Origin of the sequence: Halorientalis brevis (genome assembly GCF_042678165.1) — an archaeon.
GTDB lineage: Archaea > Halobacteriota > Halobacteria > Halobacteriales > Haloarculaceae > Halorientalis > Halorientalis brevis.
In genome coordinates, this window is sequence record NZ_JBHUDJ010000002.1 from 218464 (window position 1) to 240304 (window position 21841).

The following is a 21841-nucleotide window of genomic DNA, read 5'->3' on the forward strand; positions in this document are numbered from 1 at the left end:
TCCAGCTCGTCGGCGAGCTGTTCGAGCGCCTGGGCGTAGACGTCGTGGTTGAACTCCTCACCGTACTCGACGGTGTGGATGGCGTCGACGCCCTCGCGGTTGACCTCGTCGGCGTACGTATCGACATCGCCGCTGATGACGGCAAGGTGCAGGTCGCCGCCGGTCTCGTCGGCCAGTTCTCGGCCGGCAGAGATCATCTCGAGCGAGACGTCGCGCAGTTCGCCACGGCGGTGTTCGGTGACAGCGAGTACGTCACTCATGCGTCAACGACCCCCTTGTCCCGCAGGAACTCAGCAAGCTGTGCGGCTTCCTCCTCGGGGTCGCCGGACCAGATGGTGGCGTCGCCCTCGGATTCGGGTTCGTACATCGACGTCTGTGCGAGCGGACTCTCGACGACGTCGGCGTCCAGACCGAGGTCTTCGAGACTCTGAACGTCCAGCGGTTTCTGCTGGGCCTGGCGGATGCCGCGCAGGCTCGCGTAGCGGGGCTCGTTGATCCCCGACTGGATCGTGAGGACGGCTGGCGTCTCGATATCAGTCAATTCCTCGACGCCGCCTTCGAGTTCGCGGTGGACGCTCGCGACGCCCCCGTCGATGTCGAGCTCGAGGTCGTTGACGACCGCGCCCCACTCGTAGCCGATCTTCTCGGCCAGCGCGACGCCCGTCGCACCGTTGGCCTCGTCACCGGACTGGACGCCCGAGAGGACGAGGTCGGGCTCCTCTTCTTCGACGACCGCAGCCAGCAGGTCGGCTTTGGAGTCGGTGTCGAGGTACTCGGCGCTCTCGATGGAGTCGTCCCAGACGCGCACGGCACGGTCGGCGCCCTTCGCCAGGGCCATCCGGATGGTCTCCTCGGACCGTTCCGGGCCGATCGTGGCGGTGACGACTTCCACGTCGTCGTTGTCTTCGCTGATCTGGACGGCTTCCTCGACGGCGTAGTCGTCCCACTCGTTGAGGTCGTATTCGAGATACTGCTCGGCGATGTCGTCGCCCGAAATCTCGAACTCGTCTTCGACTTCCGCCACCTCCTTTACCGTGACAAGAATCTTCATACTCACCTGAGACTCTCGATTGATCCCGGTTAAACGTTTCCGAACGGCTGAAACACTGTTAACTGTTCACTCGTTCATCGGTACAGAAAGTCGGCGTGACATTTCCAATCGGAAGCTCGGCGGGGATCGATCAGGGTTCCTCGCCGTTCGTGTCGGTGATGTCCTCGTCGGGGAACGAGATGAGGTTCTCGCGCCCGATCCGGAGCTTGTCGATCCTGTCTTCCTCGTCCATCGCCGAGAGGAGCTGAGAGACCTTCGCGTTCGACCAGCCCGTTTCGGTGACGATGTTCGCCTGTTTCATTCGGCCACCGTTCTGATCGAGCAGTCGTTCGATGCGCTCCTCGTCGGAGAGGAGTTCCTCGTCGATCTCGTCGTCCGGTTGTTCGTCGTGGTCGACCGGCTCAGTAGCTGCTGACGCTGTGCCCGCAGCGTCCGTCACGGTACCGCCATCGCTACTGCTTGTGGTCCCGTCGCCATCGCCGTCGTCCGTGCTGATCGCCAGTGGAGCGGGCAGGCCGACGTCGCTGGTCGAGAACAGGAACGCCAGGACCGCGACGACCCCGAGACCGGCAGCTACGAGTCCGACGACCAGCAGCGGGAACGGGAACGATCCACGCTGATCGCCCTTCTCGTAGGTGATCGAGATGTCACCGGGTGCGAACGTTCGTTCGCCATCCCAGCGAACCGATCTGTTCGACACCGCGTACCCCGGTGGTGAGGCGTCGACGAGCGAATACTCCTTCGGCGGCACGACGACGAGCGACTGGCCGTCGTCGAGCCCGTCGAGCCACGTCCCGCTCGTCGTGTTGAACACGTCGTCGACGTGGAGCGACGAGTTCGTCTGCCGACTGAAGTTCGTCCAGGTGAACCGGACGACCAGATGGCCGGTCCCGTTCGTCGTTCTGGTGGTCCGTTCGACGTCCGTGATCGACATCTGCCTGTCAGTGGTCTCACCGGCCGCCCGGTTCGCCTGCCGGAACGCAGTTAGGGTCTGGGAGTCCGCGGTGGCTTCAAACTGTGCTGCGAACGTCTCGAAGGCCTCCCTGCGAGCGTCCGTCGCGAGCGAGAAGTTCATCTGGACCGTCCAGCGAGCGTCCCCGTTCGGTCGGAGCTGGACTCGAAAGGTCGTCTCGCTCGGCGTCGGCGTAGCCGCGTCGGATTGCTGGACTGCCCGGTCCACGGCAGGTGCCGGGTTGGCGGTTGCTGGCGCAGCAACCTGTCCAGCTGTCACAAGGACGAGGAGGAGGGCTAGCAGGGCGACACGTGCCCGTGACAACATTACGAACCTCTCGTCGCGCCTCGGGGAAAATACTTTCCATCCGGGAATAAAACGTCAGCGGGCGTTGTGAAACGTCTAAGCGACGCTAAGCGCGCCATTTATCGGTTAGTAACGTAACAGGAGTGGCGCAGATGAAAATAAACGTAACGTGAACAGGTGAGTCGAACGGGTTTTTGTACTGGCGTGTCAATGTAGCTGGTAATGCGTCTCACCCTCCCCGCACTGGTGGCACTGCTGGTCGCAGTGGCAACCGTCACGGCTGGGACACCAGTTCCGCTCCCGCCCGAGACGGAGACGGCTGTTGGCCCCTCCACGGGACAGGCCACTGTCTCGGACGCCGCCAGCACGCAGTCAGTCGCGTCGCCCATCGATCCCCTCCAGAATACGACCGATTACCTCGCGCTGCCCGGGCAGACGAGAGCGAACGCCCAGTTCGGGAACGGGACTCTGGACGTCACGGGGACGGTCGCCGCCGAGCGGAGTCGCCTCCAGACGGAATTGAACGAGAGCGCGACCCTCAAGGCCTTCCAGGCGGCCGACTCCACGACGGCCCGGACGGCGATCGTCGAGCGAGCGGTCAACCGCATCGAGAACCGGACGGAAACCCTCCGGACGCGTCAGCAGCGGGCGATCACCGCGTACAACCGGGGCGACCTGTCGACGGACGCGTTCCTGCAGCGCCTCGCCGTCGTCGACACCGAGGCGTCGCAACTCAGGCAGTACATCGACGGCGTCCTCCGGCGCACCGGCCGAACGCCGGGCTACTCCCTCCCGAACGACCTGAAAACGCGCCTGGAGAGCGTCAAGGTCGAACCGACCGTCTTGCAGGGACCGATCCGGACCAGCGTGACCCAGACGATGGCTGGGGAAAGCGACGAGCTTGACGTCTACGTCGAAACGACGAGCGACGGGGTCGTCCTCGCGCGGCTCTCGGGCGGCAGGTACGTTCGCGAAGCCTTCCTCGCGAGCGAGTACCAACAGCCCGGCCCCGACCAGTTCGCTCAGAGCGACCTGCCCCAGATCACGGCCGCGTACGAGCGCGCTCTGAAACTGTACCCGTGGGCCTTCAACAACTCCATTACGAGCACGTCCGTGACGGGCTACGGCAGCACCTCCGCCTACCAGATCAACGTCGACCACTCACAGGGCGTTCTGACGAGCTATCTGGACGGCACGACGACCAACGTCTTCCGCGAAGTCCAGGAAAAGCGCCTCTCGCGACTCGCTATCGCACGCAACGCGACGAACAGGACCAGCGACCTCACCATCACGGCCGGCCTCACCCACGAGAGCGGCCCCATGAACGTCACCGTCGCCGACACAGTGACTGGCGATCCCGTCGACGCACGCATCACCGTCGACGGCCAGTTCGTGGGTGAGACTGGCCTGGACGGATCGCGCTGGACGATCCGTCCCCACGGTCCGGTTACCGTCAACGCGACCACCTCGACCGGCGAGCACGTGACCCTCGACCTCGGTGGGGCTTCCCCCGGCGAAGATTGAAGTATCGGGCCGCGGCCAACCCAGTTTCGTGTCCGCGCGCGCAACGAGTTCGGTCGTCGGCATCGCTCTCATGGTTCTCCTCACAGTTCTGTCGTCGGCAGTTGTCGGCGCGACCGTGTTCGGAATCGGCCCGACAGACAGTGCTCCCCCGCGCGTCAGCATGTCTGCCAGTGCCGACGCCGCGCGTGACCGGATCGCGCTGACACACCGCAGCGGTGACTCGCTCGCCGTCAGCGATCTCCGAATCGAAATCCGCATCGACGGGACGCCGCTCAGAGAACAGCCGCCAGTCCCCTTTTTCGCCGCGAGCGGGTTCGAGTCCGGTCCGACCGGTCCCCTCAACTCTGCTGCCGACGGGACCTGGCGAGCGGGCGAGACGGGCGCAGTACGTATCGCGGATACGAACAGTCCCCAGCTCACCACTGGCGCCACGGTGACCGTCCACGTCTACACGGAACACTATCGGATCGCTACGGTCACGGCGCGAGCCTGACGAGAACCAGCGAGCCAACTCCGATTTGCGGGACGTTACTCTTCCGGCACCTGGGCCACCGTCGTAATGGCGATCTCGGGGTTGTAGCTCGGCCCCATCATCCGGTGTTCGAAGTCGCTGAACCCGGCGTCGCGGAACATCCGGTCTGCTTCCTCGCGGTCGTAGAACAGCATGATCGCGTCGGCGAGCTTCTGAAACACCGAGGAGTTCGGGTAGTTCGGGCCGACGATGAGCACCTGCCCACCCGGCTTCGTGATGCGTCGGCACTCCCGGAGGGCCAATTCGGGGTTGGGCCAGTACTCGATAGACCCGGAGGACCAGACGACGTCGAAGCTGTTCGTTTTGAACGGGAGTCGCTCGGCGTCACCCAGCTGGAAGGTGACCGAGCCGCCAGTCCGGCCGAACTTGGCGTAGGCTTTCTCCAGCTGGTGGGGACTCTGGTCGAGCCCGTACACGTGATCGACGTGTTCCAACAGGCCCTCGGTCGCAAAGCCGGTGCCACAGCCGAGGTCGAGCACCCGATCGTCGGGGTCGAGGTCGAGCATCTCGATGGCCTCGGTCCGCATTTCCTCGTTCCAGATGAAGGGGTTGATCTGGTCGTAGACCTTCGAGAGGTACTTGTAGAAGGTGCGTGCCCGCGACTTGTTCTCGAGGACTCCCATTGATTCGTGTAGGGCGTTCGACGCCATAATACCATCTTTTTCCTCCTCGGGTCTCCTCGGTCGCTCTCCGAGCGACCTGCGGGGACCACTCGTCGCAAAAACATGGGTGAAAAAGGCCGGACGCTCGCCGTTGGCTCGCGTCCGTGAACCGCGCTCGCTGCGCTCGCGCGGATGCTCAATGACCAGTCGTCCGACAGCATCTCACCGACTACCAGTTGCTCAGTATAGAGCGCTCAGATACCGATGCGAATTCTAATTTACTAGAGGATTGTTAGAATCAGCGTGCAAGACTTAAAGGGTGTAGTCAGCAGTCGGCCATCCGTTGGTTTCACTCTGATCCGGATGATTCAACCGGTCAGTAGAGTTGCTTACTGAGCATGCACATGAAGAGAGAGCATCTATAGTAGTCAGCAGAAATTTTCACGGGCCTCGAGCGTCAACAGGCCGGTTTACGGCACGAATCGTCACGTCTGATACACACGGTGAGCAAAGACTTCTGGTGACTACTATAGCTACGGTTCAAGTTCGAATCCATTCTTCGCTCTGACTATTCAGAAACACTCCACGGGCTGCCCCTGTTTCACTGGGTCCGGATCGAGCCCTGACTCGTCCTCTTGATTCCCCTCGTGAACCGCTCTGAGCATGACAGCGTCGTCGATGTAATACGATGCGTAGATCGTGGGCGAATCCGCTTCTATAGGACTTCCGCCTTCCTCATAGCCGTAGCGGTAACGATACTTGAGTCGGACAATCATTGCCCCCTCCGGCGCTTCGTGGGTCCACATGTTGCTGACGGAAACACCTGCGTGATCGAGACTGGATTCGTAGTCTTCGTGGAGGGCGCTCAGACGATACGCACGCTCATACGACTTCACGTAGGTGCGGACTGTCGACTCGTTCGACAGCGAGTCGGGTCGGTCAGGGTAGGTGTACCGTCCCGCTTCACCCGGCGGGTCGGAATTTGGTGACGGCGATACCGGACGGGCAACATCGTCGCAGTCGTACACCGGCGTTCCCACTGTTGATTCGGAGGTCCCACCCACACAGCCACTCAAAAGCACACTGATACAGGAACCGCCGGCGAGGAGGGCCTGACGTCGTTTCATTTCGCCTATCTATCAACTCTTCCAGTAAGTATTTTCTCCCGTCCTGAACAGTAACATTCTCTTCACACACAGACTAAATTCAGGATTGATAAGATCAGTTTCTTGGCTACATCGTGCACGGCTTTCAGAAAACATACGAAGGTTGTTAGGATTCTCAGCGGTCAGTAGGGCACATTGAGCAACTATCGAGAGCACCAGCATCCACGCGAGCGCAGCGAGCGCGGTTCACTGAAGCCGAACGAAGTGAGGCTTCAGCCTTTTTCACCCATGTTTTTCGAGGAGCGGTGCGCGAGTGCAGCGAGCGCACCCGACGAAGAAAAACATGGTTGGACTTCGCAACTACCATATAGGCGCTTATGCAATCTCCGAATGATTCAAATGCCAAGGCCAGAGGTTCTCGATCAGATCAAAGAGGCCGAGGAGGAGGCCGACGAGATCATCGCCGAGGCCGAGCAGGCGGCCGAGGACCGGATCGCCGACGCCAGGGAGGAGGCAGAGGCAATCCGCCAGGAGGCCCGCGAGGACGCCGACGAAATCGCGGAGGACCGACTCGACGATGCTCGTGACGAGATCGAGGCCGAGCGTGACAAGATTCTCGCAGAGGGGAACGAACAGCGTGAGGCACTCGAACAAGCGGCGGAAGAGCGGAAAGACGAGGTGATCGAGCACGTAATGGAACGGTTCGAGGAGGCGGTGCATGCTCAGACCTGAGCAGATGAGCCGCGTCTCGGTGACTGGTTCCAAGTCCGTCATGGACGACGTCATCGAGACAGTGTACGACCTGAACCTGCTGCACGTCACCGACTACGACGGCTCCTGGGAAGGGTTCGATCTGGGCGATCCCGTCGAGGGCGCCGAGGAAGCCTCCCAGAAGCTCGTCACCGTCCGCTCGCTGAAATCGACGCTCGGCGTCGACGAGGACGATGCCGGGCCGACCCAGCTCGTCACCGACGAGGCGATCGACGAGGAACTCGAGCGGGTCCGCCAGGACGTCAACGATCTCGACGACCGCCGGAGCGAGCTCAAAGACGACCTCCGCGAGGTCGAGGAACAGATCGACAGCGTCGAGCCCTACGCCGAGCTCGGCATCGATCTCGACCTCCTGCAGGGCTACGAGTCGCTCGCCGTCGCCGTCGGCAAGGGCGACGCGACGGGCATCGAGACCGAGCTCGCCGCGGCCGACGAGGTCGAGGAGTTTATGGTCGAGTCGGCAGGCAAATCGGTCGCCATCTTCGTCTATCCCGAGGGCGACACCGACGACGTCACCATGCAGGACCTGCTGGTCGGCGCACAGTTCCAGGAGTACGAGATTCCCGACGCAGAAGGGAGTCCCGAGGAGTACATCTCCGAACTGCAGCACCGCAAACAGCAGCTCGAGTCCAAGCTCACCACCGTCGAGGACGAACTCCAGGACCTCAAGCTCGAAGTTTCGAGTTTCCTGCTCGCGACCGAGGAGAAACTCGCGATCAGAGTCCAGCAGGCCGAAGCGCCGCTGAACTTCGCGACGACCGACAACGCGTTCGTCGCGGAAGGCTGGATTCCGACCGAGGAGTACGAGACCCTCGCGAACACGCTCGAGAGCACCGTCGGCGAGCACGTCGACGTCGAGGAACTCGAACGCGCGAGCTACGACAGCGACGGACACGCCACCGGCCACGAACCGGTCGACGAGGGCGGTCAGGTGCCCGGCGAACCGACCGCAGCCGACGGGAGCGGCAAGGAGAAGGCCACAGACGGTGGCCTCGTCACGATGAGCCACGACGAACCGCCGGTCATCCAGCAGAACGCAGCACCGGCGAAGCCCTTCGAGGCGCTCGTCGAGGTCATCAACCGGCCGAAGTACTCCGAGTTCGACCCGACGGTCATCTTCTTCCTGACGTTCCCGGCGTTCTACGGGTTCATGATCGGTGACCTCGGGTACGGGATCCTGTACACGCTCGGCGGCTTCTGGCTCATGCGGAGCTTCGACAGCGACATGATCAAGAGCCTCGGTGGTGTCGGCATCTGGGCCGGTATCTTCACGATGATCTTCGGCGTGCTGTACGGCGAGTTCTTCGGATTGCACCAGCTCGGTGAGATCGTCTGGGGCGGCAACCCGCCGATCCACAAAGGCCTCCAGCCACACTACGCTGACTACGCGCTCGCGTGGCTGGTCATCAGTCTGCTGGTCGGGATGGTCCACCTCGCGATCGGGTGGATCCTCGACTTCATCGAGAACCTGGGCCACGGGTTCCGCATGGCCATGGGCGAGAGCGGCTCCTGGCTCCTGATGCTGTTCGGTCTGTGGGCCTGGATCTTCGCCGGCGCGAACGGAAGCGCACCCGATCTGATGTACGGATCCACGAGCGTGTTCGCCGGCAACCCCTTCCCGCTCGGATTCACCGGCTTCTCGCCGGAGATCGGCATGGCTGGCCTCGGGATGTTCGCCGTGGGCCTGGTCTTGCTCGTCACGACCGAGCCCGTCGAGGGTGTCGAGTTCCTGAACGTGCTCGTGAACGTGCTCTCGTACACGCGGCTGGCTGCGGTGCTGCTGGCCAAAGCAGGGATGGCCTTCGTGGTCAACCTCCTGTTCTTCGGCGTGTACGTGACCGACGACGGCGCCTGGCACTTCGGCATCAGCCACTCCCCGGCGCACATGCTCGAACAGGGGACCTACCACGGCCACGAGGTCACGAGCGTGATGTTCGGCGGCCTGATGCACGGGAGCGTCGCGTTCCTGCTCATCGGCGTGCTGATCCTCGTCATCGGGCACCTGCTCGTGCTGATCCTGGGTGTCACCAGTGCCGGCCTGCAGGGCGTGCGTCTCGAGTACGTCGAGTTCTTCGGGAAGTTCTACGAGGGCGGCGGCCGCAAGTACGTCCCCTTCGGCTACGACCGCGAGTACACCACCGAAGAGTAATCGACCCCCCAAGCCGTTCTTTTGCTCGCGTTGCTGCCCCAGCCGGGGGCGAGTAACTGGTAGTGTCGGAAATCATGAGACTGTCTCGCATCGGTAGCTCACGCGCTGACGAGGGCATTTGGGAAGTTTTATGAAGCCACTACAGCCATATCAGCCTGTTCGGAACGAGCGAATCCCCAAAGGACACAAATCATGATCGAAAACGCCATGGCACTAGTGAGCGGACTCGCACCGATTCTTCAGGAACAGGGCGCCCAGACCATCGAACAGGCCCCAGCAATTCCCGCGCAGGCGGCGGCAGCACTCGCAGTCGGGCTGGCGGCGCTCGGTGCAGGGTATGCCGAGCGTGGTATCGGTGCAGCCGCAGTCGGTGCGGTCGCCGAGAACGACGAGATGTTCGGTCGTGGGCTCATCCTCACAGTGCTTCCCGAGACGCTGGTCATCCTGGCACTGGTCGTCATCTTCGTCGCCGGTTAACCACCCCTTTTCAACTTTCTAACGCATGAGCCTAGAAACGGTCGTAGAGGACATTCGAGACGAAGCCCGCGCGCGTGCAGAGGACATCAAGGCCGACGCCGAGGAGAAAGCGGACGCGATTATCGCGGAGGCCGAGCAGGACGCAGAAGAGATCCGCGCCGAGCGCGAGGCCGAGGTCGAATCGACGATCGAACAGGAGCGCGAACAGCGCATCTCCAGCGCGAAACTGGAGGCAAAACAGGCACGCCTCGAAGCGCGCCGGACCGTCCTCGGTGACGTTCGCGAGAGCGTCGAATCGGCAGTCGCCGACATCGACGGCGACCAGCGCGAGGAGCTCACCCGCGAGCTGCTCGCCGCAGCCGTCGACGAGTTCGACGACGACGCCACCCTCGACGTGTACGGACAGCCCGAAGACGAGGAGCTGATCGAGTCGCTGCTCGAAGAGCTAAACCACGACGGTTCGTACGCCGGCGAGTACGACTGTCTCGGCGGCGTCGTCGTCGAGAGCGAAGGCTCACGCATCCGCGTGAACAACACCTTCGACTCGATTCTCGAGGACGTGTGGGAACAGAACCTCGGAACGATTAGCGACAAGCTGTTCGACCAATGAGCACGGAGCCAACGGCACGAGGCGGAAACTACGAGTACGTCATCGCGAGAGTCCGCTCGCGCCGTGCCGCACTTTTCGACGACGACGACTACCGGAAGCTGGTCCGCATGGGCCCCGGCGAGATCGCTCGGTTCATGGAAGACACCGAGTACGAAACCGAGATGAACGCGCTGGGGGCACGCCACTCCGGCGTCGACCTCATCGAGTACGCGCTCAACCAGAACATCGCCAAGCACTTCGAGGACCTGCTGCGCTGGTCCGAAGGGTCGCTGTACGACTACATCGCCCGCTACCTCCGGAAGTTCGACGTCTGGAACCTCAAGACGATCATCCGGGGCCAGTACGCGGGCACGGACCGCCAGGAGATCGAGACGGACCTGATCCGGGCCGGTGAGTTCGACGAGGCGTTCCTCGACGAGCTCATCAACGCCGGATCGATCGAAAACGTCGTCGAGCGATTGGAGCGCACGCGGTACGGCGACGCGCTGGCAGACGCCTACGAGGTGTACAAAGAACAGGAGGTCCTGGTGCCCCTCGAGAACGCACTCGATCGGGCCTTCTACGAGGACCTGCTGACCGGGCTGCCGACCGAGCCGAGTCGGCCGATGCAGCTCTACGTCGAGTTCCTGAGCGCGGAAGTCGACTTCCGCAACCTCCGGAACGCGCTCCGGATCGCCCGGAGCGGCGCCGACATGGAGCCGTCGGAGTACTTCATCGAGGGCGGCGACCTCTTCAACAGCAGGGAGATCCGCCAGCTGGCAGGCGACATGGACCGACTGGTCGAACACGTCCGCCAGAGCAGGTACGGTGACGAACTCCAGGCGGGACTCGACGCACTCGGCGGTGCCGACAGCCTCATGGACTTCGAGCGCGCGACCGACGCGGCGCTGCTGGAGTACTCGAAGATGCTGTCGAACCGCTACCCGCTGTCGGTCTGTCCGGTGCTGGCGTACGTCATCGCGAAGGAGCGCGAAATGACGAACATCCGGGCGATCGCCCGCGGACGCGAAGCGGGTCTCTCGGAGTCAGAGATCGAATCGGAGCTGGTGATGCTATGAGCCAGGAAATCGCCGTCGTCGGCAGTCCGGACTTCACGACCGGCTTTCGACTGGCCGGCGTCCGTCGGTTCGCGAACATCGCCGACGACGAGAAAGACGACCAACTGGACGACGCGGTACGCGAGATGCTCGAAGACGACGACGTCGGAATCATCGTCATGCACGACGAGGACCTTGGACATCTCTCGCGGGCCGTCCGCAACGACGTAGAAACGAGCGTCGAGCCGGTGCTCGTGACCCTCGGTGGCGGCACCGGGAGCGGGAACCTGCGCGAACAGATCAAGCGAGCGATCGGTATCGACCTAATGGAAGACTAAAACATGAGTCAAGCAACGGAAGCAGACGTCAGTGAAGACGGCGTCATCGAGAGCGTAAGCGGTCCCGTCGTGACTGCCAAAGACCTCGACGCGAAGATGAACGACGTGGTCTACGTCGGTCACGAGGGTCTGATGGGCGAGGTCATCGAGATCGAAGGCGACATCACGACGATCCAGGTGTACGAGGAGACCTCCGCAGTGTCACCCGGCGAACCCGTCGAGAACACGGGTGCGCCCCTGTCGGTTGACCTCGGGCCGGGTATGCTGGACGCGATCTACGACGGTGTCCAGCGCCCGCTCGACGTCCTCGAAGAGAAGATGGGCTCGGCGTTCCTCGACCGCGGGGTCGACGCGCCGGGTATCGACCTGGAGAAGACCTGGGAGTTCAATCCCGAAGTCTCCGAAGGCGACACCGTCGCCGCCGGTGACGTCGTCGGGATCGTTCCCGAGACGCCGAGTATCGACCACAAAGTGATGGTGCCGCCCGATTCGGAGGGCGGCGAAGTCGTCGACGTCAAGTCCGGCGACTACACCGTCGAGGACACCGTCGTCGAACTCGACACCGGCGAGGAGATCCGGATGCGCCAGGAGTGGCCCGTTCGGTCCCAGCGCCCCGCCGACGAGAAGCAGACGCCGACGGAACCGCTGGTCAGTGGCCAGCGCATCCTCGACGGCCTGTTCCCCATCGCGAAAGGTGGGACGGCCGCCATTCCGGGTCCGTTCGGGTCCGGGAAGACGGTCACCCAGCACCAGCTCGCCAAGTGGGCCGACGCGGACATCGTCGTCTACGTCGGCTGTGGTGAGCGTGGCAACGAGATGACCGAAGTGATCGAGGACTTCCCGGAACTGGAAGACCCGACCACCGGCAACGCGCTGATGGACCGGACCTGCCTCATCGCGAACACGTCGAACATGCCCGTCGCGGCGCGCGAATCCTGCGTGTACACGGGCATCACCATCGCGGAGTACTTCCGCGACATGGGGTACGACGTGGCGCTGATGGCAGACTCCACCTCGCGCTGGGCAGAGGCGATGCGCGAGATCTCCTCCCGGCTGGAGGAGATGCCCGGTGAAGAGGGCTATCCCGCATACCTCGCAGCGCGCCTGAGCGAGTTCTACGAGCGCGCCGGCTACTTCACGAACGTCAACGGCACGGAGGGCTCCGTGAGCGTCATCGGGGCCGTCTCCCCGCCGGGCGGTGACTTCTCGGAGCCGGTCACCCAGAACACGCTGCGTATCGTCAAGACGTTCTGGGCGCTGGACGCAGACCTCGCGGAGCGCCGACACTTCCCGTCGATCAACTGGAACGAGTCGTACTCGCTGTACCGCGATCAGCTGGATCCGTGGTTCGAGGACAACGTCCGGAACGACTGGTCGGAGAAGCGCCAGTGGGGTATCGACACCCTCGACGAGGAAGACGAACTCCAAGAGATCGTCCAGCTCGTCGGGAAGGACGCGCTGCCGGAGGACCAGCAGCTGACGCTGGAGGTCGCACGCTACCTGCGTGAGGCCTGGCTCCAGCAGGACGCGTTCAACGACATCGACACGTACTGCGAACCGGAGAAGACCTACCGCATCCTGAACGCCATCAAGACGTTCAACGACGAAGCCTTCGACGCGCTCGAAGCGGGCGTGCCGGTCGAGGAGATCACGGACATCGAGGCCGCACCGCGGCTGAACCGGATCGGCGTCCAGGAAGAGTACGAGGAGTACGTCGACGAACTGGAAGCAGACATCGAATCACAGCTCAGGGAGCTCTACTAATGCAGAAAGAATACCAGACCATCACGGAGATCAGCGGTCCGCTGGTGTTCGCCGAAGTCGACGAACCCGTCGGATACGACGAGATCGTCGAGATCGAGACCCCCGACGGCGACACGCGCCGCGGACAGGTGCTCGAGAGCACGAGCGACTTCGTCGCCATCCAGGTGTTCGAGGGAACCGAAGGGATCGACCGCGATTCCTCGGTCCGGTTCCTCGGCGAGACCATGCAGATGAAGCTCACCGAGGACCTGCTCGGACGCGTCCTGTCCGGCACCGGTGAGCCCATCGACGGCGGACCCGACATCGAGCCCGACGAGGAGCGACCCATCGTCGGCGAAGCGATCAACCCCTACTCCCGGGAGTACCCCGAGGAGTTCATCCAGACCGGCGTGTCCGCCATCGACGGCATGAACACGCTGGTCCGCGGACAGAAGCTGCCGATCTTCTCGGCCTCGGGGCTGCCACACAGCGACCTGGCGCTCCAGATCGCCCGACAGGCGACCGTGCCGGAAGAAGAAGAGGGCGGCGACGACGATGGCAGCGAGTTCGCAGTCATCTTCGGCGCGATGGGGATCACCCAGGAAGAGGCAAACGAGTTCATGGAGGACTTCGAGCGCACCGGTGCACTGGAGCGTTCGGTGGTCTTCATGAACCTCGCGGACGACCCCGCAGTCGAGCGGACGGTCACCCCGCGCCTCGCCCTGACGACGGCAGAGTACCTGGCCTTCGAGAAGGACTACCACGTGCTGGTCATCCTGACGGACATGACCAACTACTGTGAGGCACTGCGCGAGATCGGTGCCGCACGTGAAGAGGTCCCGGGCCGCCGTGGCTACCCCGGATACATGTACACCGACCTGGCACAGCTCTACGAGCGTGCCGGTCGGATCGAGGGCGAGGAAGGGTCCGTCACGCAGATTCCCATCCTCACGATGCCCGGCGACGACGACACCCACCCGATCCCGGACCTGACGGGATACATCACGGAGGGCCAGATCTACGTCGACCGTGACCTGAACAGCCAGGGCATCCAGCCGCCGGTGTACGTGCTGCCCAGCCTGTCACGGCTGATGGACGACGGGATCGGCGAGGGCCTGACCCGCGCCGACCACGCCGACGTCTCCGACCAGATGTACGCGGCGTACGCAGAGGGTGAGGACCTGCGCGACCTCGTGAACATCGTCGGTCGTGAAGCGCTGTCCGAGCGTGACAACAAGTACCTCGACTTCGCCGACCGGTTCGAGACGGAGTTCGTCCAGCAGGGCTTCCGGACCAACCGAACCATCGACGAGACGCTCGATCTCGGCTGGGAACTGCTCTCGGACCTCCCGAAAGAAGAGCTCAACCGTATCGACGAGGAGCTCATCGAAGAGCACTACCAGGAAGAGACGGCCGAAGCCGTCGAAGCCGAGGAATAACGCCGGTTCCTTTTTCGTTCTTTTCGACCGGGGAGAGCAGCAGCGCCGTCTCTCACTCGGCGCCGGCCTGTTCGAGCCACTGCGTGAGCTGGTCGCGGCGACTGTTCCAGGCCAGCGTGAGCACGGCCAGCCCGACGATGAAGATCCCGCCGCCGACGAACCCCAGCGTCATCCGGGACGCCAGTTTCTTGATGAGAAACGCCTCGGACGGGTCGTTCGGGTCGACGTAGGCCGTGATTTCGTCGCCGGAGCGATACTCGTGACTGATCTCGAACGCGCGATCGCCCGACGTCTCCTGGTTCACGATACCAGGATAGAGGTCGTCGTTCTGGTATGTGTTCCCCTCGTACTCGTAGCGGTAGACGACCGAGGGGGCGAACTTGGCCCCCGTTTCGGCCTCGACGGTCGCCGACTTGACGGTCGCGTTGACCGCGACTGCGCCCTGGATCGCCGTGTACTGCGTGTACAGGACGTACCCCCCGATCCCCAACAGGAGAATCCCGCCGGCAGCGAAGATCGCGGCGAGAATCTTCAGCGAGTCCATACGTTGAAATGTACCCACGGCTACAAGTAGGTAACTTTCACCGCCTTCATTGCGGAACAGAGAGCGGCGTGGCTGTCGGGAGACGGAGCCTGCAACGGGCACGCACGGACGAACTGAAAACAGTTAACCGACTGGGCTAGGAAGGTCCACCCAACAGATGGCCAAAGACGTCAAACCGACCCGGAAGAACCTCATGGCGATCGAGGACCGGATCGAACTCTCCGAGCGGGGCCACGACACGCTGGAGAAAAAGCGGGACGGTCTCATCATGGAGTTCCAGGACATCCTGGACCAGGCTCAGGACGTGCGCTCGAACCTGGCCGACGACTACGAGAACGCCCAGCGCAAGATCAACATGGCGCGGGCGATGGAAGGCGACGTCGCAGTCCGCGGTGCCGCCGCCGCGCTCAAGGAACACCCGGAGCTCACCACCGAGTCCAAGAACATCATGGGCGTCGTCGTTCCCCAGATCGAGTCCTCGAAGGTGAAAAAGAGCCTCGACGAGCGAGGCTACGGCGTCCTCGGGACGAGCGCCCGCATCGACGAGGCCGCCGAGGCCTACGAGGAACTGCTCGAGTCCATCATCCTCGCCGCCGAGGTCGAGACCGCGATGAAGAAGATGCTCGACGAGATCGAGCGGACCAAGCGCCGCGTCAACGCCCTGGAGTTCAAGGTCCTCCCCGACCTCAAGACCAATCAGGAGTACATCGAGCAGAAGCTCGAAGAGCAGGAGCGCGAGGAGATCTTCCGCATGAAGAAGATCAAGGCCAAGAAAGAAAAAGAGGAAAAAGCAGAACGCGAAGCCGAGGAAGAAGCCGCCGAAGCCGTTCCCGCGGACGCCTGATCGGCCTCACTGCGGCATCGACCCGCCCGGATTTTTCGAAGCGCGACAGTATTCCTGGTCAGCCCCGCGAAACGGAGCCAGTTTGCCTCCGATCGGTCGCCAGAGCGGGGCCACGACAGCCCGTCGCCGCGCTGGCCGAGTCGGGGTAGGTTTTTCCCTGTCAGGTCACGAGATACGATATGAACTGTTCGCACTGTAACACGCAAGTCCTTCGAGTCCCGGTGCCCGAGGAGTACGCCGAGTACGTCCCCAAGGACGCCCCCGGCGTCTCGATCTGTCCGACCTGTCTCGCGATGGACCCCGACGAGGAGCCGCCGGCAGAGTTGCCGGACTTCGCGAAGATCGGCGAAGCGTTCCCCTCGGACCCCGACGCTGCGGTCCCGATGGCGCTGGGTCTGGGCCTGCTGACGTCGCTGGCGCTGTACCGCCAGCAGATCACCGAACTGTTCACGGCCGTCGAGGAAGCCGGCACCGACCCGATGCTCGTGATGGATCGGCTCTCGGCGACCGGGAGCGTCGACAGCCAGATCGACCTCCAGGGTCGGAAACAGCAGTTAGAGCAGTTGCTGGAGTAGGCAGCCGCTACGTCGACTCGAAACCGCGTCGGGCCAGAACGACCAGCGCGATTGCAAGGATCGCAGTCACCGGTCCGAATCCAACGCCGTCGGCAGTTGTGGTCGGCCGAGTAGCGGTCTCCGGCCGTGTCGTTGCAGTCAGAGCGGGTTTCGACATCACAGCCTCGGTCCGCGTCGTCCCGGACTCCGTGGCTGGCGTCGGTGACGTCGGGTCCTGAGGTGGCGTCGATTGGTTCCGTTCAATTAGCATCCTTCCGACGTCAAGTTCGTTGCCGTCGGCACTCAGTTTCACTTCGTAGTTTCCCTCAGGAATCGGCCGCGTCCGGTGGGTAAGGAGCATCGGATTCCGAAGCGAGTCGTTACCCACAGCTCGTAAGAACTCCGAAGCAGGGGCAGTGCCGACGGTCGACGTGTTCACTCGCACGAGAACGGTCCCGTCGTCGTTCGCGTCCGCGATTCCAGTACGGACGGTGAACCCGTCAGTGTCCGTCCCTAGTTGGAGAACGAGATCCGACTCGTTCCAGCAGTGCGCTCGTTTAGGCGCGACCGTTATCGGTATAGTCACCACGTTTCGGGTTTCGTCGGTCCTGATGGTTCCGAAGACGGCCTCTGCACCCAGCTCAGAGGCGGCAGTTACCGACGCCCGCCTGGCTGCGCCTGATTTCGCACTCGTGACGGTGAACTCGTACTCCCCAGCCCCCGGACCACAGTAGAACTCGCGGGTGACGTTCAGCGAGAGCCGGCCGTTGTCAGGCACGGGTACCCGAACGCCGCCGTCGGTCACGCTCCCGTTTGCCATCCTCGCCAGCACGCCGTCGGGAATCCCCGACACGTCGAGGGACACCGCCTCCGTGAGAGTCCTGTCGATCTGCAGCGGGACCTGTCTCCCAGGGTCGACGACAAACTCGTCGTATTCGAACCGTGCGTCGAACGAACACGATCGGACCCGAAACGAAGCAGTGGCCACGGTGCTCGCACTGACCACCGCACCCGTCTCGTCGGTTTCCAGCGTCTCGTTGCTATCGTCACGGAGGACGTAGCTTCCGTTTGACAGCCGACTCGTGTTCAGCACGGCTCGGCCGCTCTCGCCGAAACCGACGGTGACAACCGGTACCGTACTGTTGACGCGCGTAATCACAAATGACGTGTTCGTCGCACTCGGGTTCGGCAGTGAGACGGTCACGTGCTGACCCTGACAGTACTGCTCTCCAGTGGTCAACGGTTCGGGTTGCGGGTCCGGCACAGTCACAACTGGAGAGTCGACCGCACCACTGACTGTCGGGACGCCAGTTACTGAAACGGCGAGCAGGAGGAGCAAAAAGACCACTCGACGGTGCGGGGACATCACCCCCAACGTGGCAACCAGCAATCAAGAAGGTTTCGTGCTGCGGCAAGCCCCGAAGCGAGCCGAAAGTCGTTAGACCCCAGTATCGTAGCGCAGGATGCCGGCGACGCCACCGAAGGCGTTCAGGAGCTGTTCGCCTTTCTCGAAGTCGGTGGAGATGAACTTCGTCTCGGTGCCGCGCTGCTCGGCGATGTTCATGAGGTGATCGATGAGGTCCTCGCGGGCCTCCTCCTCGTCCTCGACCTCGACGACCTCGCCGCAGCGTGAACACTCGTGGTCGGGCGTCGCCTCGCGGCGGTCGATGACCTCGCGTTCCTCGTGGCCGTTGGGACACTCGTACGTAACGACGTCCTTGCGCATGTCCTCGGAGATGAGCAGGCGGTCGACCGCGCCCATGATGAGGTTCTCGCGGGTGGGGCCGAACCCGTACGTCGCGAGGTCGCCGTCGTGGAGTTCCTCGAAGAACTCCTCCATCTCCGTCTTGTCCTGCATGACCTCGTACTCGCCCAGGACTTCCTGGGCGTTGTCGACGAGGTCGTACAGGCCGGACTCATCGGTGTAGGAGACGTCGAACTTCCCGAGGACGTTGTCCTGGATCTCGTGGTGGAGGTAGCCACCGTCGAGGAACTCCTCTTTGGTCGGCGAGGGACCGCCGACGAGGATGCCGTCGAGTTCGTGGCGCTGTTCGACGAACAGGTCGTCGGCCATCTCGGCGACCTCCTGGTAGAAGTTGTCGATGGCCTCCTTGCGCAGGCGCTCGAAGCGGGCCTGGGACTGACCCCCTTTGCGCTGTTTGCCGGGGACCATCGAGGAGGCGGACTTGACGGGTTCGACGCGTTTGCCCTTGAGCCAGCCGACGTTGGCCTCCCGTCGGTCGAGGACGATGAGACCGAACAGGCCCTTGTCGCCCAGCATCTCCGCGAGGGGTTCGGTGAGGAACTCCGAGTCGCAGTGATAGCGGAACGACTCGATGGGTTGGGGCGGCGATTCGAGCACCTTGGTGATCATGTCCGTGCGGCCGCCGCCGGTGTCGATGGCGCCGGAGAAGACGACCATCCCGTTCTCCGGCGGGTAGACGTCGTAGTAGCGCAGTCTGTCCTTGATCGAGGTCAGTGCGTCCTGGACGGCCGTGCGCGTCTGTTTCGACTTGATGTTGGACGCTTCGCTGTGCTCCTGGGTGACGTGCTCGACGACCGAGCTGATCTGCCGGTCCTCGGGGATGTAGATGGTGACGAGCTGCGTCCCGGAGCCCTCGTACTCCTTGAGGTCTTCGATGACCTTCCGGAACTCGTATTTTTGTTTGTCCGTCTGGTCCTGCTCGGAGCTACTCATTACTCTCTGTAACAGTCCCGACGACTAAAGGACGTGGGATTCAGAAAAGGTGACAGAGACTACTCGTACACAATCTCCAAAAGAATTCTCTGTGTCAAGCGGGGCACGCCTCCCCTTGGCTCGGAGTCCGACATGCAAAAATCAACAGACAAGACCGCGGCCTCAACAAACTGTAGTATCCTTTATAGTAGTGCTCAATTTGACTGATGAAATGACAACTCGTGTTTTGTTCGTCCGTCTGGTCCTGCTCGGGGCTACTCATTACTCTCGTATAACCGAATGCAGGGTAATTGACATCCTCCCCGCGCTGAAGCACAGGGATTCCTTCGTGGTACAGCCCGCCAGTCGTGTGCTCCCGAAGGCACCCTGACCAGACCACGGAGGTCCGGCTGTGGTTTGTGGGCCTGTGCGTCGGGCCTCGATATGAGGCGTGGTGTCCTTGGGTATCCGCTTGCACCCCACGGGCCGTGCCATCGACCCGACTCGGTCCGAAGCCGAGTAGCCATCGGACGCAGGGTTGCTTTTTGTTGACGGAGACCCCAAACCAACTCCAGTTTTCGCCAGATGTGCTTACGCAACGATATGCTGTCGGCATATTTAAGACTCGGGGTCGGTCTCTCTGTCGTCAGATTCGTCCTCGCGCTCACGCACGGGATTTTGTTCTTAAAACTGTTGACCGCAGGTCCACCACCCGCCCCCGACGGTCGCCGAGCGAGAGTCCCCACCTCACGGCCCGTCACGACTACGGTAAAGAACCCCTCTCATATGAGTACGAATCCTTACTATCGGTCCGGTCGACCGTGAAAGTATGTCGCAGCAATCTCGCACCGACGAGGCACACACTATCCAGTTCGGGGCGGACGAGCAGGTCGACGTGGCCGAGCTCGTCAGGGACGGAATCGGCGAGGAACTGTCCGACGAGCAGGCCGACGAGATCGTCGAGGCCGTGGGCGTCCTCGTCGCGGAGAACATCGCGGCGAACGGCGACGCCGACGTCGTCGTCGTCGGCGTCAAGGACCTGATCGTCAAGCACCTCGTCGAAGGCGGTCACTCGGACGCGATCGTCGAGCGGACCGCCGACGTCGTCCTCGACAACCTGGGGATGCGTTCGATGTTCATCAGGCGGGCGCTCAAGCGAATCGTCAAAGGGCTCATGGGCCAGTCCGACGAAGTCGTGGAGGGCGTCGGGGACGTGATCGGCGAGAAGCTGGTCGAAGGCGACCACACCGACGCCCTGGTCGACGAGGTGGCACAGCTCGTGGTTCGGATGGCGATCACGAACGAGTACGCCGAGGACTTCGTCGAGGGAACGCTCGAGGAGGGACTCGCAATCATCGTCGAGGAGGAGGGCGTCGAGCGCATCGTCGACGAGGTCGAAACGGCGTACGCGGCCGACGGTGCGGCCTGACTGCGGGCGACCAGGCGCGACGCTCAGTTGCAGTGACTGTTTCGGTCGGGTAAGCGAATGTGAATTACCGGTAGTTTTTCAATGGTAACGAGCGTCAATGTACATAGAGACGTCCGGGGGGTCACGACGCGGAGCCGACCACCGCGGACGGCAGTGCGGGAAGTCGACGAGGGGAGCGGAGACCCGTCAGACGCACGGGTTTATATGTTTCCCTTGTCTGTAGCTACACAACAGGAAGTATGACGGGATACGTCTTCACAGTCGCAGGCGGGAAGGGTGGCGTCGGGAAGACCACGACGGCCATCAACGTCGCCGTGGCGCTGCAGGACGCCGGCCACGACGTCGTCGTCGTTGACGCCGACCTGGGGATGGCGAACCTGGGAGCGATGCTCGACATCGAGCACTCCCCGAGTCTCCACCAGGTGCTGGCGGGCAAGGCCGCCGTCAGCGACGCGATCACCGAAGGGCCAGGTGGCGTCACCGTCGTGCCGGGCGAGCGCAACCTCGAGGCGTTCGCCGACGCCGATCCGGCGAAGCTCCGGAAGGTCGTCAAAGCGCTCTCGACTGCCTACGAGATCGTGCTCATCGACACCGGCGCCGGCTTGAGCCACGAGACGACCGTGCCCCTCGGGTTGGCCGACGGCGTCCTCCTGATCACGACGGCCGACGACGTGGCCATCGGCGACACCATCAAGACCGCACAGCTCGCCGAGCGCATCGAGGGTGACGTGGTCGGTGCCGTCCTGACTCGAGCCAACGACGACACGAACGTCTCGCAGGTCGCGGACAAGCTCGATCTGGAGATGCTCGCAGTCGTCCCGGAGGACCAGGACGCCACCAAGGACGAACCGCTGCTCATCAACCACTCCGACAGCTACGCTGCCGAGGCGTATCGCCGACTGGCCTCGACCTTAGAGGAGATCTACGAGGTCAACACGGAAGGCGGCGCGACCACAGAACAGGAGTTCGAGCCGAGCAGTCCCAGCGGCGACGCCAGCGACGCGGCCGACAGCGACGCCGACGCCGAGTCCGCCGAGTCAGGCGGCAGTGAAACTGGCATTGGCCCGGGCAACGAAGCCAGCCCGGAGTCCGACGACGACGACGAGGACGAAGACGGCGTGTTCGGCCTCTTCAACTGACGCCGTTCCGGTCACCG

21 protein-coding genes and 1 pseudogene are annotated in these 21841 nt (G+C 63.0%); 14 read left to right on the forward strand and 8 right to left on the reverse strand.

The features are described 5' to 3' along the window. The 3 genes and pseudogenes from ACFR9U_RS04830 to ACFR9U_RS04840 form a co-directional block, all read right to left on the reverse strand. Positions 1 to 260 (reverse strand): annotated as a pseudogene (locus ACFR9U_RS04830) (electron transfer flavoprotein subunit alpha/FixB family protein); the annotation flags it as partial. Beyond that, positions 257 to 1051 carry an electron transfer flavoprotein subunit beta/FixA family protein gene (locus ACFR9U_RS04835; RefSeq protein ID WP_379813882.1) on the reverse strand — a complete coding sequence of 265 codons (795 nt, stop codon included), beginning with the start codon at positions 1049 to 1051 and terminating at the stop codon, positions 257 to 259. The pseudogene ACFR9U_RS04830 and the gene ACFR9U_RS04835, both read right to left, overlap by 4 nt. Before the next feature lie 130 nt (positions 1052 to 1181). Continuing rightward, entirely contained in the window at positions 1182 to 2330 is a 1149-nt protein-coding gene (locus ACFR9U_RS04840; RefSeq protein WP_247380092.1) for a helix-turn-helix transcriptional regulator, read from the reverse strand. Between the two features lie 201 nt (positions 2331 to 2531). Between ACFR9U_RS04840 and ACFR9U_RS04845 the strand changes: the two genes are divergently transcribed. Continuing rightward, a complete protein-coding gene (locus tag ACFR9U_RS04845) occupies positions 2532 to 3833 on the forward strand; it encodes a DUF7096 domain-containing protein (RefSeq protein ID WP_247380089.1) in 1302 nt (433 codons plus the stop codon). A gap of 28 nt (positions 3834 to 3861) precedes the next feature. Then, positions 3862 to 4326 carry a type IV pilin N-terminal domain-containing protein gene (locus ACFR9U_RS04850; protein ID WP_247380086.1) on the forward strand — a complete coding sequence of 155 codons (465 nt, stop codon included), beginning with the start codon at positions 3862 to 3864 and terminating at the stop codon, positions 4324 to 4326. A gap of 35 nt (positions 4327 to 4361) precedes the next feature. Here the strand turns inward: ACFR9U_RS04850 and ACFR9U_RS04855 are convergent, their stop codons facing one another. Both ACFR9U_RS04855 and ACFR9U_RS04860 read right to left on the reverse strand, forming a co-directional pair. Then, positions 4362 to 5018, reverse strand: a complete 657-nt coding sequence (locus ACFR9U_RS04855; RefSeq protein WP_345893396.1) for a methyltransferase domain-containing protein — start codon at positions 5016 to 5018, stop codon at positions 4362 to 4364. A 521-nt stretch (positions 5019 to 5539) separates the two neighbouring features. Further along, a complete protein-coding gene (locus ACFR9U_RS04860; RefSeq protein WP_247380082.1) occupies positions 5540 to 6094 on the reverse strand; it encodes a hypothetical protein in 555 nt (184 codons plus the stop codon). A 378-nt stretch (positions 6095 to 6472) separates the two neighbouring features. On the opposite strand from ACFR9U_RS04860, the gene ahaH reads away from it, so the two are divergent. The 8 genes from ahaH (at position 6473) to ACFR9U_RS04900 (ending at position 14637) form a co-directional block, all read left to right on the forward strand. Continuing rightward, positions 6473 to 6805, forward strand: a complete 333-nt coding sequence (gene ahaH / locus ACFR9U_RS04865; RefSeq protein ID WP_247380080.1) for an ATP synthase archaeal subunit H — start codon at positions 6473 to 6475, stop codon at positions 6803 to 6805. Then, a complete protein-coding gene (locus ACFR9U_RS04870) occupies positions 6792 to 8993 on the forward strand; it encodes a V-type ATP synthase subunit I (RefSeq protein WP_247380078.1) in 2202 nt (733 codons plus the stop codon). The genes ahaH and ACFR9U_RS04870 overlap by 14 nt, the downstream gene beginning before the upstream one ends. A 192-nt stretch (positions 8994 to 9185) precedes the next feature. Then, the gene (locus ACFR9U_RS04875; protein WP_247380076.1) at positions 9186 to 9470 is read left to right on the forward strand and encodes a F0F1 ATP synthase subunit C; all 285 of its coding nucleotides are present in this window, start codon (positions 9186 to 9188) and stop codon (positions 9468 to 9470) included. A 25-nt stretch (positions 9471 to 9495) separates the two neighbouring features. Further along, positions 9496 to 10080, forward strand: a complete 585-nt coding sequence (locus ACFR9U_RS04880; RefSeq protein ID WP_247380074.1) for a V-type ATP synthase subunit E — start codon at positions 9496 to 9498, stop codon at positions 10078 to 10080. After that, on the forward strand, positions 10077 to 11138 hold the full coding sequence (locus tag ACFR9U_RS04885; protein WP_247380072.1) for a V-type ATP synthase subunit C: 1062 nt from the start codon (positions 10077 to 10079) through the stop codon (positions 11136 to 11138). The genes ACFR9U_RS04880 and ACFR9U_RS04885 overlap by 4 nt, the downstream gene beginning before the upstream one ends. Next, the gene (locus ACFR9U_RS04890) at positions 11135 to 11455 is read left to right on the forward strand and encodes a V-type ATP synthase subunit F (protein WP_247380070.1); all 321 of its coding nucleotides are present in this window, start codon (positions 11135 to 11137) and stop codon (positions 11453 to 11455) included. The genes ACFR9U_RS04885 and ACFR9U_RS04890 overlap by 4 nt, the downstream gene beginning before the upstream one ends. Positions 11456 to 11458: 3 nt before the next feature. Further along, positions 11459 to 13219 carry an ATP synthase subunit A gene (locus ACFR9U_RS04895; RefSeq protein WP_247380068.1) on the forward strand — a complete coding sequence of 587 codons (1761 nt, stop codon included), beginning with the start codon at positions 11459 to 11461 and terminating at the stop codon, positions 13217 to 13219. After that, positions 13219 to 14637 (forward strand): ATP synthase subunit B, encoded by a 1419-nt coding sequence (locus ACFR9U_RS04900; protein WP_247380065.1) that lies wholly within the window; start codon positions 13219 to 13221, stop codon positions 14635 to 14637. The genes ACFR9U_RS04895 and ACFR9U_RS04900 overlap by 1 nt, the downstream gene beginning before the upstream one ends. Before the next feature lie 52 nt (positions 14638 to 14689). Here the strand turns inward: ACFR9U_RS04900 and ACFR9U_RS04905 are convergent, their stop codons facing one another. Then, positions 14690 to 15181: a DUF3592 domain-containing protein gene (locus ACFR9U_RS04905; RefSeq protein ID WP_247380061.1), complete on the reverse strand. Its 492-nt coding sequence runs from the start codon at positions 15179 to 15181 to the stop codon at positions 14690 to 14692. 157 nt (positions 15182 to 15338) lie between these two features. Here ACFR9U_RS04905 and ACFR9U_RS04910 point away from each other — a divergent pair, with 157 nt between their 5' ends. Continuing rightward, entirely contained in the window at positions 15339 to 16025 is a 687-nt protein-coding gene (locus tag ACFR9U_RS04910; protein ID WP_247380059.1) for a V-type ATP synthase subunit D, read from the forward strand. A 179-nt stretch (positions 16026 to 16204) separates the two neighbouring features. Beyond that, a complete protein-coding gene (locus tag ACFR9U_RS04915) occupies positions 16205 to 16600 on the forward strand; it encodes a DUF6276 family protein (RefSeq protein WP_247380057.1) in 396 nt (131 codons plus the stop codon). 7 nt (positions 16601 to 16607) lie between these two features. Here the strand turns inward: ACFR9U_RS04915 and ACFR9U_RS04920 are convergent, their stop codons facing one another. Together ACFR9U_RS04920 and prf1 are read right to left on the reverse strand one after the other, a co-directional pair. Next, positions 16608 to 17945, reverse strand: coding sequence for a hypothetical protein (locus ACFR9U_RS04920; RefSeq protein ID WP_379813889.1), 1338 nt, complete (start codon positions 17943 to 17945; stop codon positions 16608 to 16610). 72 nt (positions 17946 to 18017) lie between these two features. Then, a complete protein-coding gene (gene prf1, locus ACFR9U_RS04925; RefSeq protein WP_247380051.1) occupies positions 18018 to 19277 on the reverse strand; it encodes a peptide chain release factor aRF-1 in 1260 nt (419 codons plus the stop codon). Between the two features lie 808 nt (positions 19278 to 20085). Between prf1 and ACFR9U_RS04930 the strand changes: the two genes are divergently transcribed. Next, positions 20086 to 20685 (forward strand): hypothetical protein, encoded by a 600-nt coding sequence (locus ACFR9U_RS04930; protein WP_247380048.1) that lies wholly within the window; start codon positions 20086 to 20088, stop codon positions 20683 to 20685. 239 nt (positions 20686 to 20924) lie between these two features. Further along, entirely contained in the window at positions 20925 to 21824 is a 900-nt protein-coding gene (locus ACFR9U_RS04935) for a MinD/ParA family ATP-binding protein (RefSeq protein WP_247380045.1), read from the forward strand. The last annotated feature ends 17 nt before the right edge of the window (positions 21825 to 21841 follow it).

Excerpts from the sequence above, each read along its gene's own strand:
- ACFR9U_RS04890 (WP_247380070.1), top strand. The coding sequence starts at position 11,135 with ATGAGCCAGGAAATCGCCGTCGTCGGCAGTCCGGACTTCACGACCGGC.
- ACFR9U_RS04875 (WP_247380076.1), top strand. The coding sequence starts at position 9,186 with ATGATCGAAAACGCCATGGCACTAGTGAGCGGACTCGCACCGATTCTT.
- ACFR9U_RS04845 (WP_247380089.1), top strand. The coding sequence starts at position 2,532 with ATGCGTCTCACCCTCCCCGCACTGGTGGCACTGCTGGTCGCAGTGGCA.
- ACFR9U_RS04915 (WP_247380057.1), top strand. The coding sequence starts at position 16,205 with ATGAACTGTTCGCACTGTAACACGCAAGTCCTTCGAGTCCCGGTGCCC.
- ACFR9U_RS04930 (WP_247380048.1), top strand. The coding sequence starts at position 20,086 with ATGTCGCAGCAATCTCGCACCGACGAGGCACACACTATCCAGTTCGGG.
- ACFR9U_RS04880 (WP_247380074.1), top strand. The coding sequence starts at position 9,496 with ATGAGCCTAGAAACGGTCGTAGAGGACATTCGAGACGAAGCCCGCGCG.
- ACFR9U_RS04900 (WP_247380065.1), top strand. The coding sequence starts at position 13,219 with ATGCAGAAAGAATACCAGACCATCACGGAGATCAGCGGTCCGCTGGTG.
- ACFR9U_RS04860 (WP_247380082.1), bottom strand. The coding sequence starts at position 6,094 with ATGAAACGACGTCAGGCCCTCCTCGCCGGCGGTTCCTGTATCAGTGTG.
- ACFR9U_RS04905 (WP_247380061.1), bottom strand. The coding sequence starts at position 15,181 with ATGGACTCGCTGAAGATTCTCGCCGCGATCTTCGCTGCCGGCGGGATT.
- ACFR9U_RS04920 (WP_379813889.1), bottom strand. The coding sequence starts at position 17,945 with ATGTCCCCGCACCGTCGAGTGGTCTTTTTGCTCCTCCTGCTCGCCGTT.
- ahaH (WP_247380080.1), top strand. The coding sequence starts at position 6,473 with ATGCCAAGGCCAGAGGTTCTCGATCAGATCAAAGAGGCCGAGGAGGAG.
- ACFR9U_RS04835 (WP_379813882.1), bottom strand. The coding sequence starts at position 1,051 with ATGAAGATTCTTGTCACGGTAAAGGAGGTGGCGGAAGTCGAAGACGAG.
- ACFR9U_RS04935 (WP_247380045.1), top strand. The coding sequence starts at position 20,925 with ATGACGGGATACGTCTTCACAGTCGCAGGCGGGAAGGGTGGCGTCGGG.
- ACFR9U_RS04840 (WP_247380092.1), bottom strand. The coding sequence starts at position 2,330 with ATGTTGTCACGGGCACGTGTCGCCCTGCTAGCCCTCCTCCTCGTCCTT.
- ACFR9U_RS04870 (WP_247380078.1), top strand. The coding sequence starts at position 6,792 with ATGCTCAGACCTGAGCAGATGAGCCGCGTCTCGGTGACTGGTTCCAAG.
- ACFR9U_RS04910 (WP_247380059.1), top strand. The coding sequence starts at position 15,339 with ATGGCCAAAGACGTCAAACCGACCCGGAAGAACCTCATGGCGATCGAG.
- ACFR9U_RS04885 (WP_247380072.1), top strand. The coding sequence starts at position 10,077 with ATGAGCACGGAGCCAACGGCACGAGGCGGAAACTACGAGTACGTCATC.
- prf1 (WP_247380051.1), bottom strand. The coding sequence starts at position 19,277 with ATGAGTAGCTCCGAGCAGGACCAGACGGACAAACAAAAATACGAGTTC.
- ACFR9U_RS04895 (WP_247380068.1), top strand. The coding sequence starts at position 11,459 with ATGAGTCAAGCAACGGAAGCAGACGTCAGTGAAGACGGCGTCATCGAG.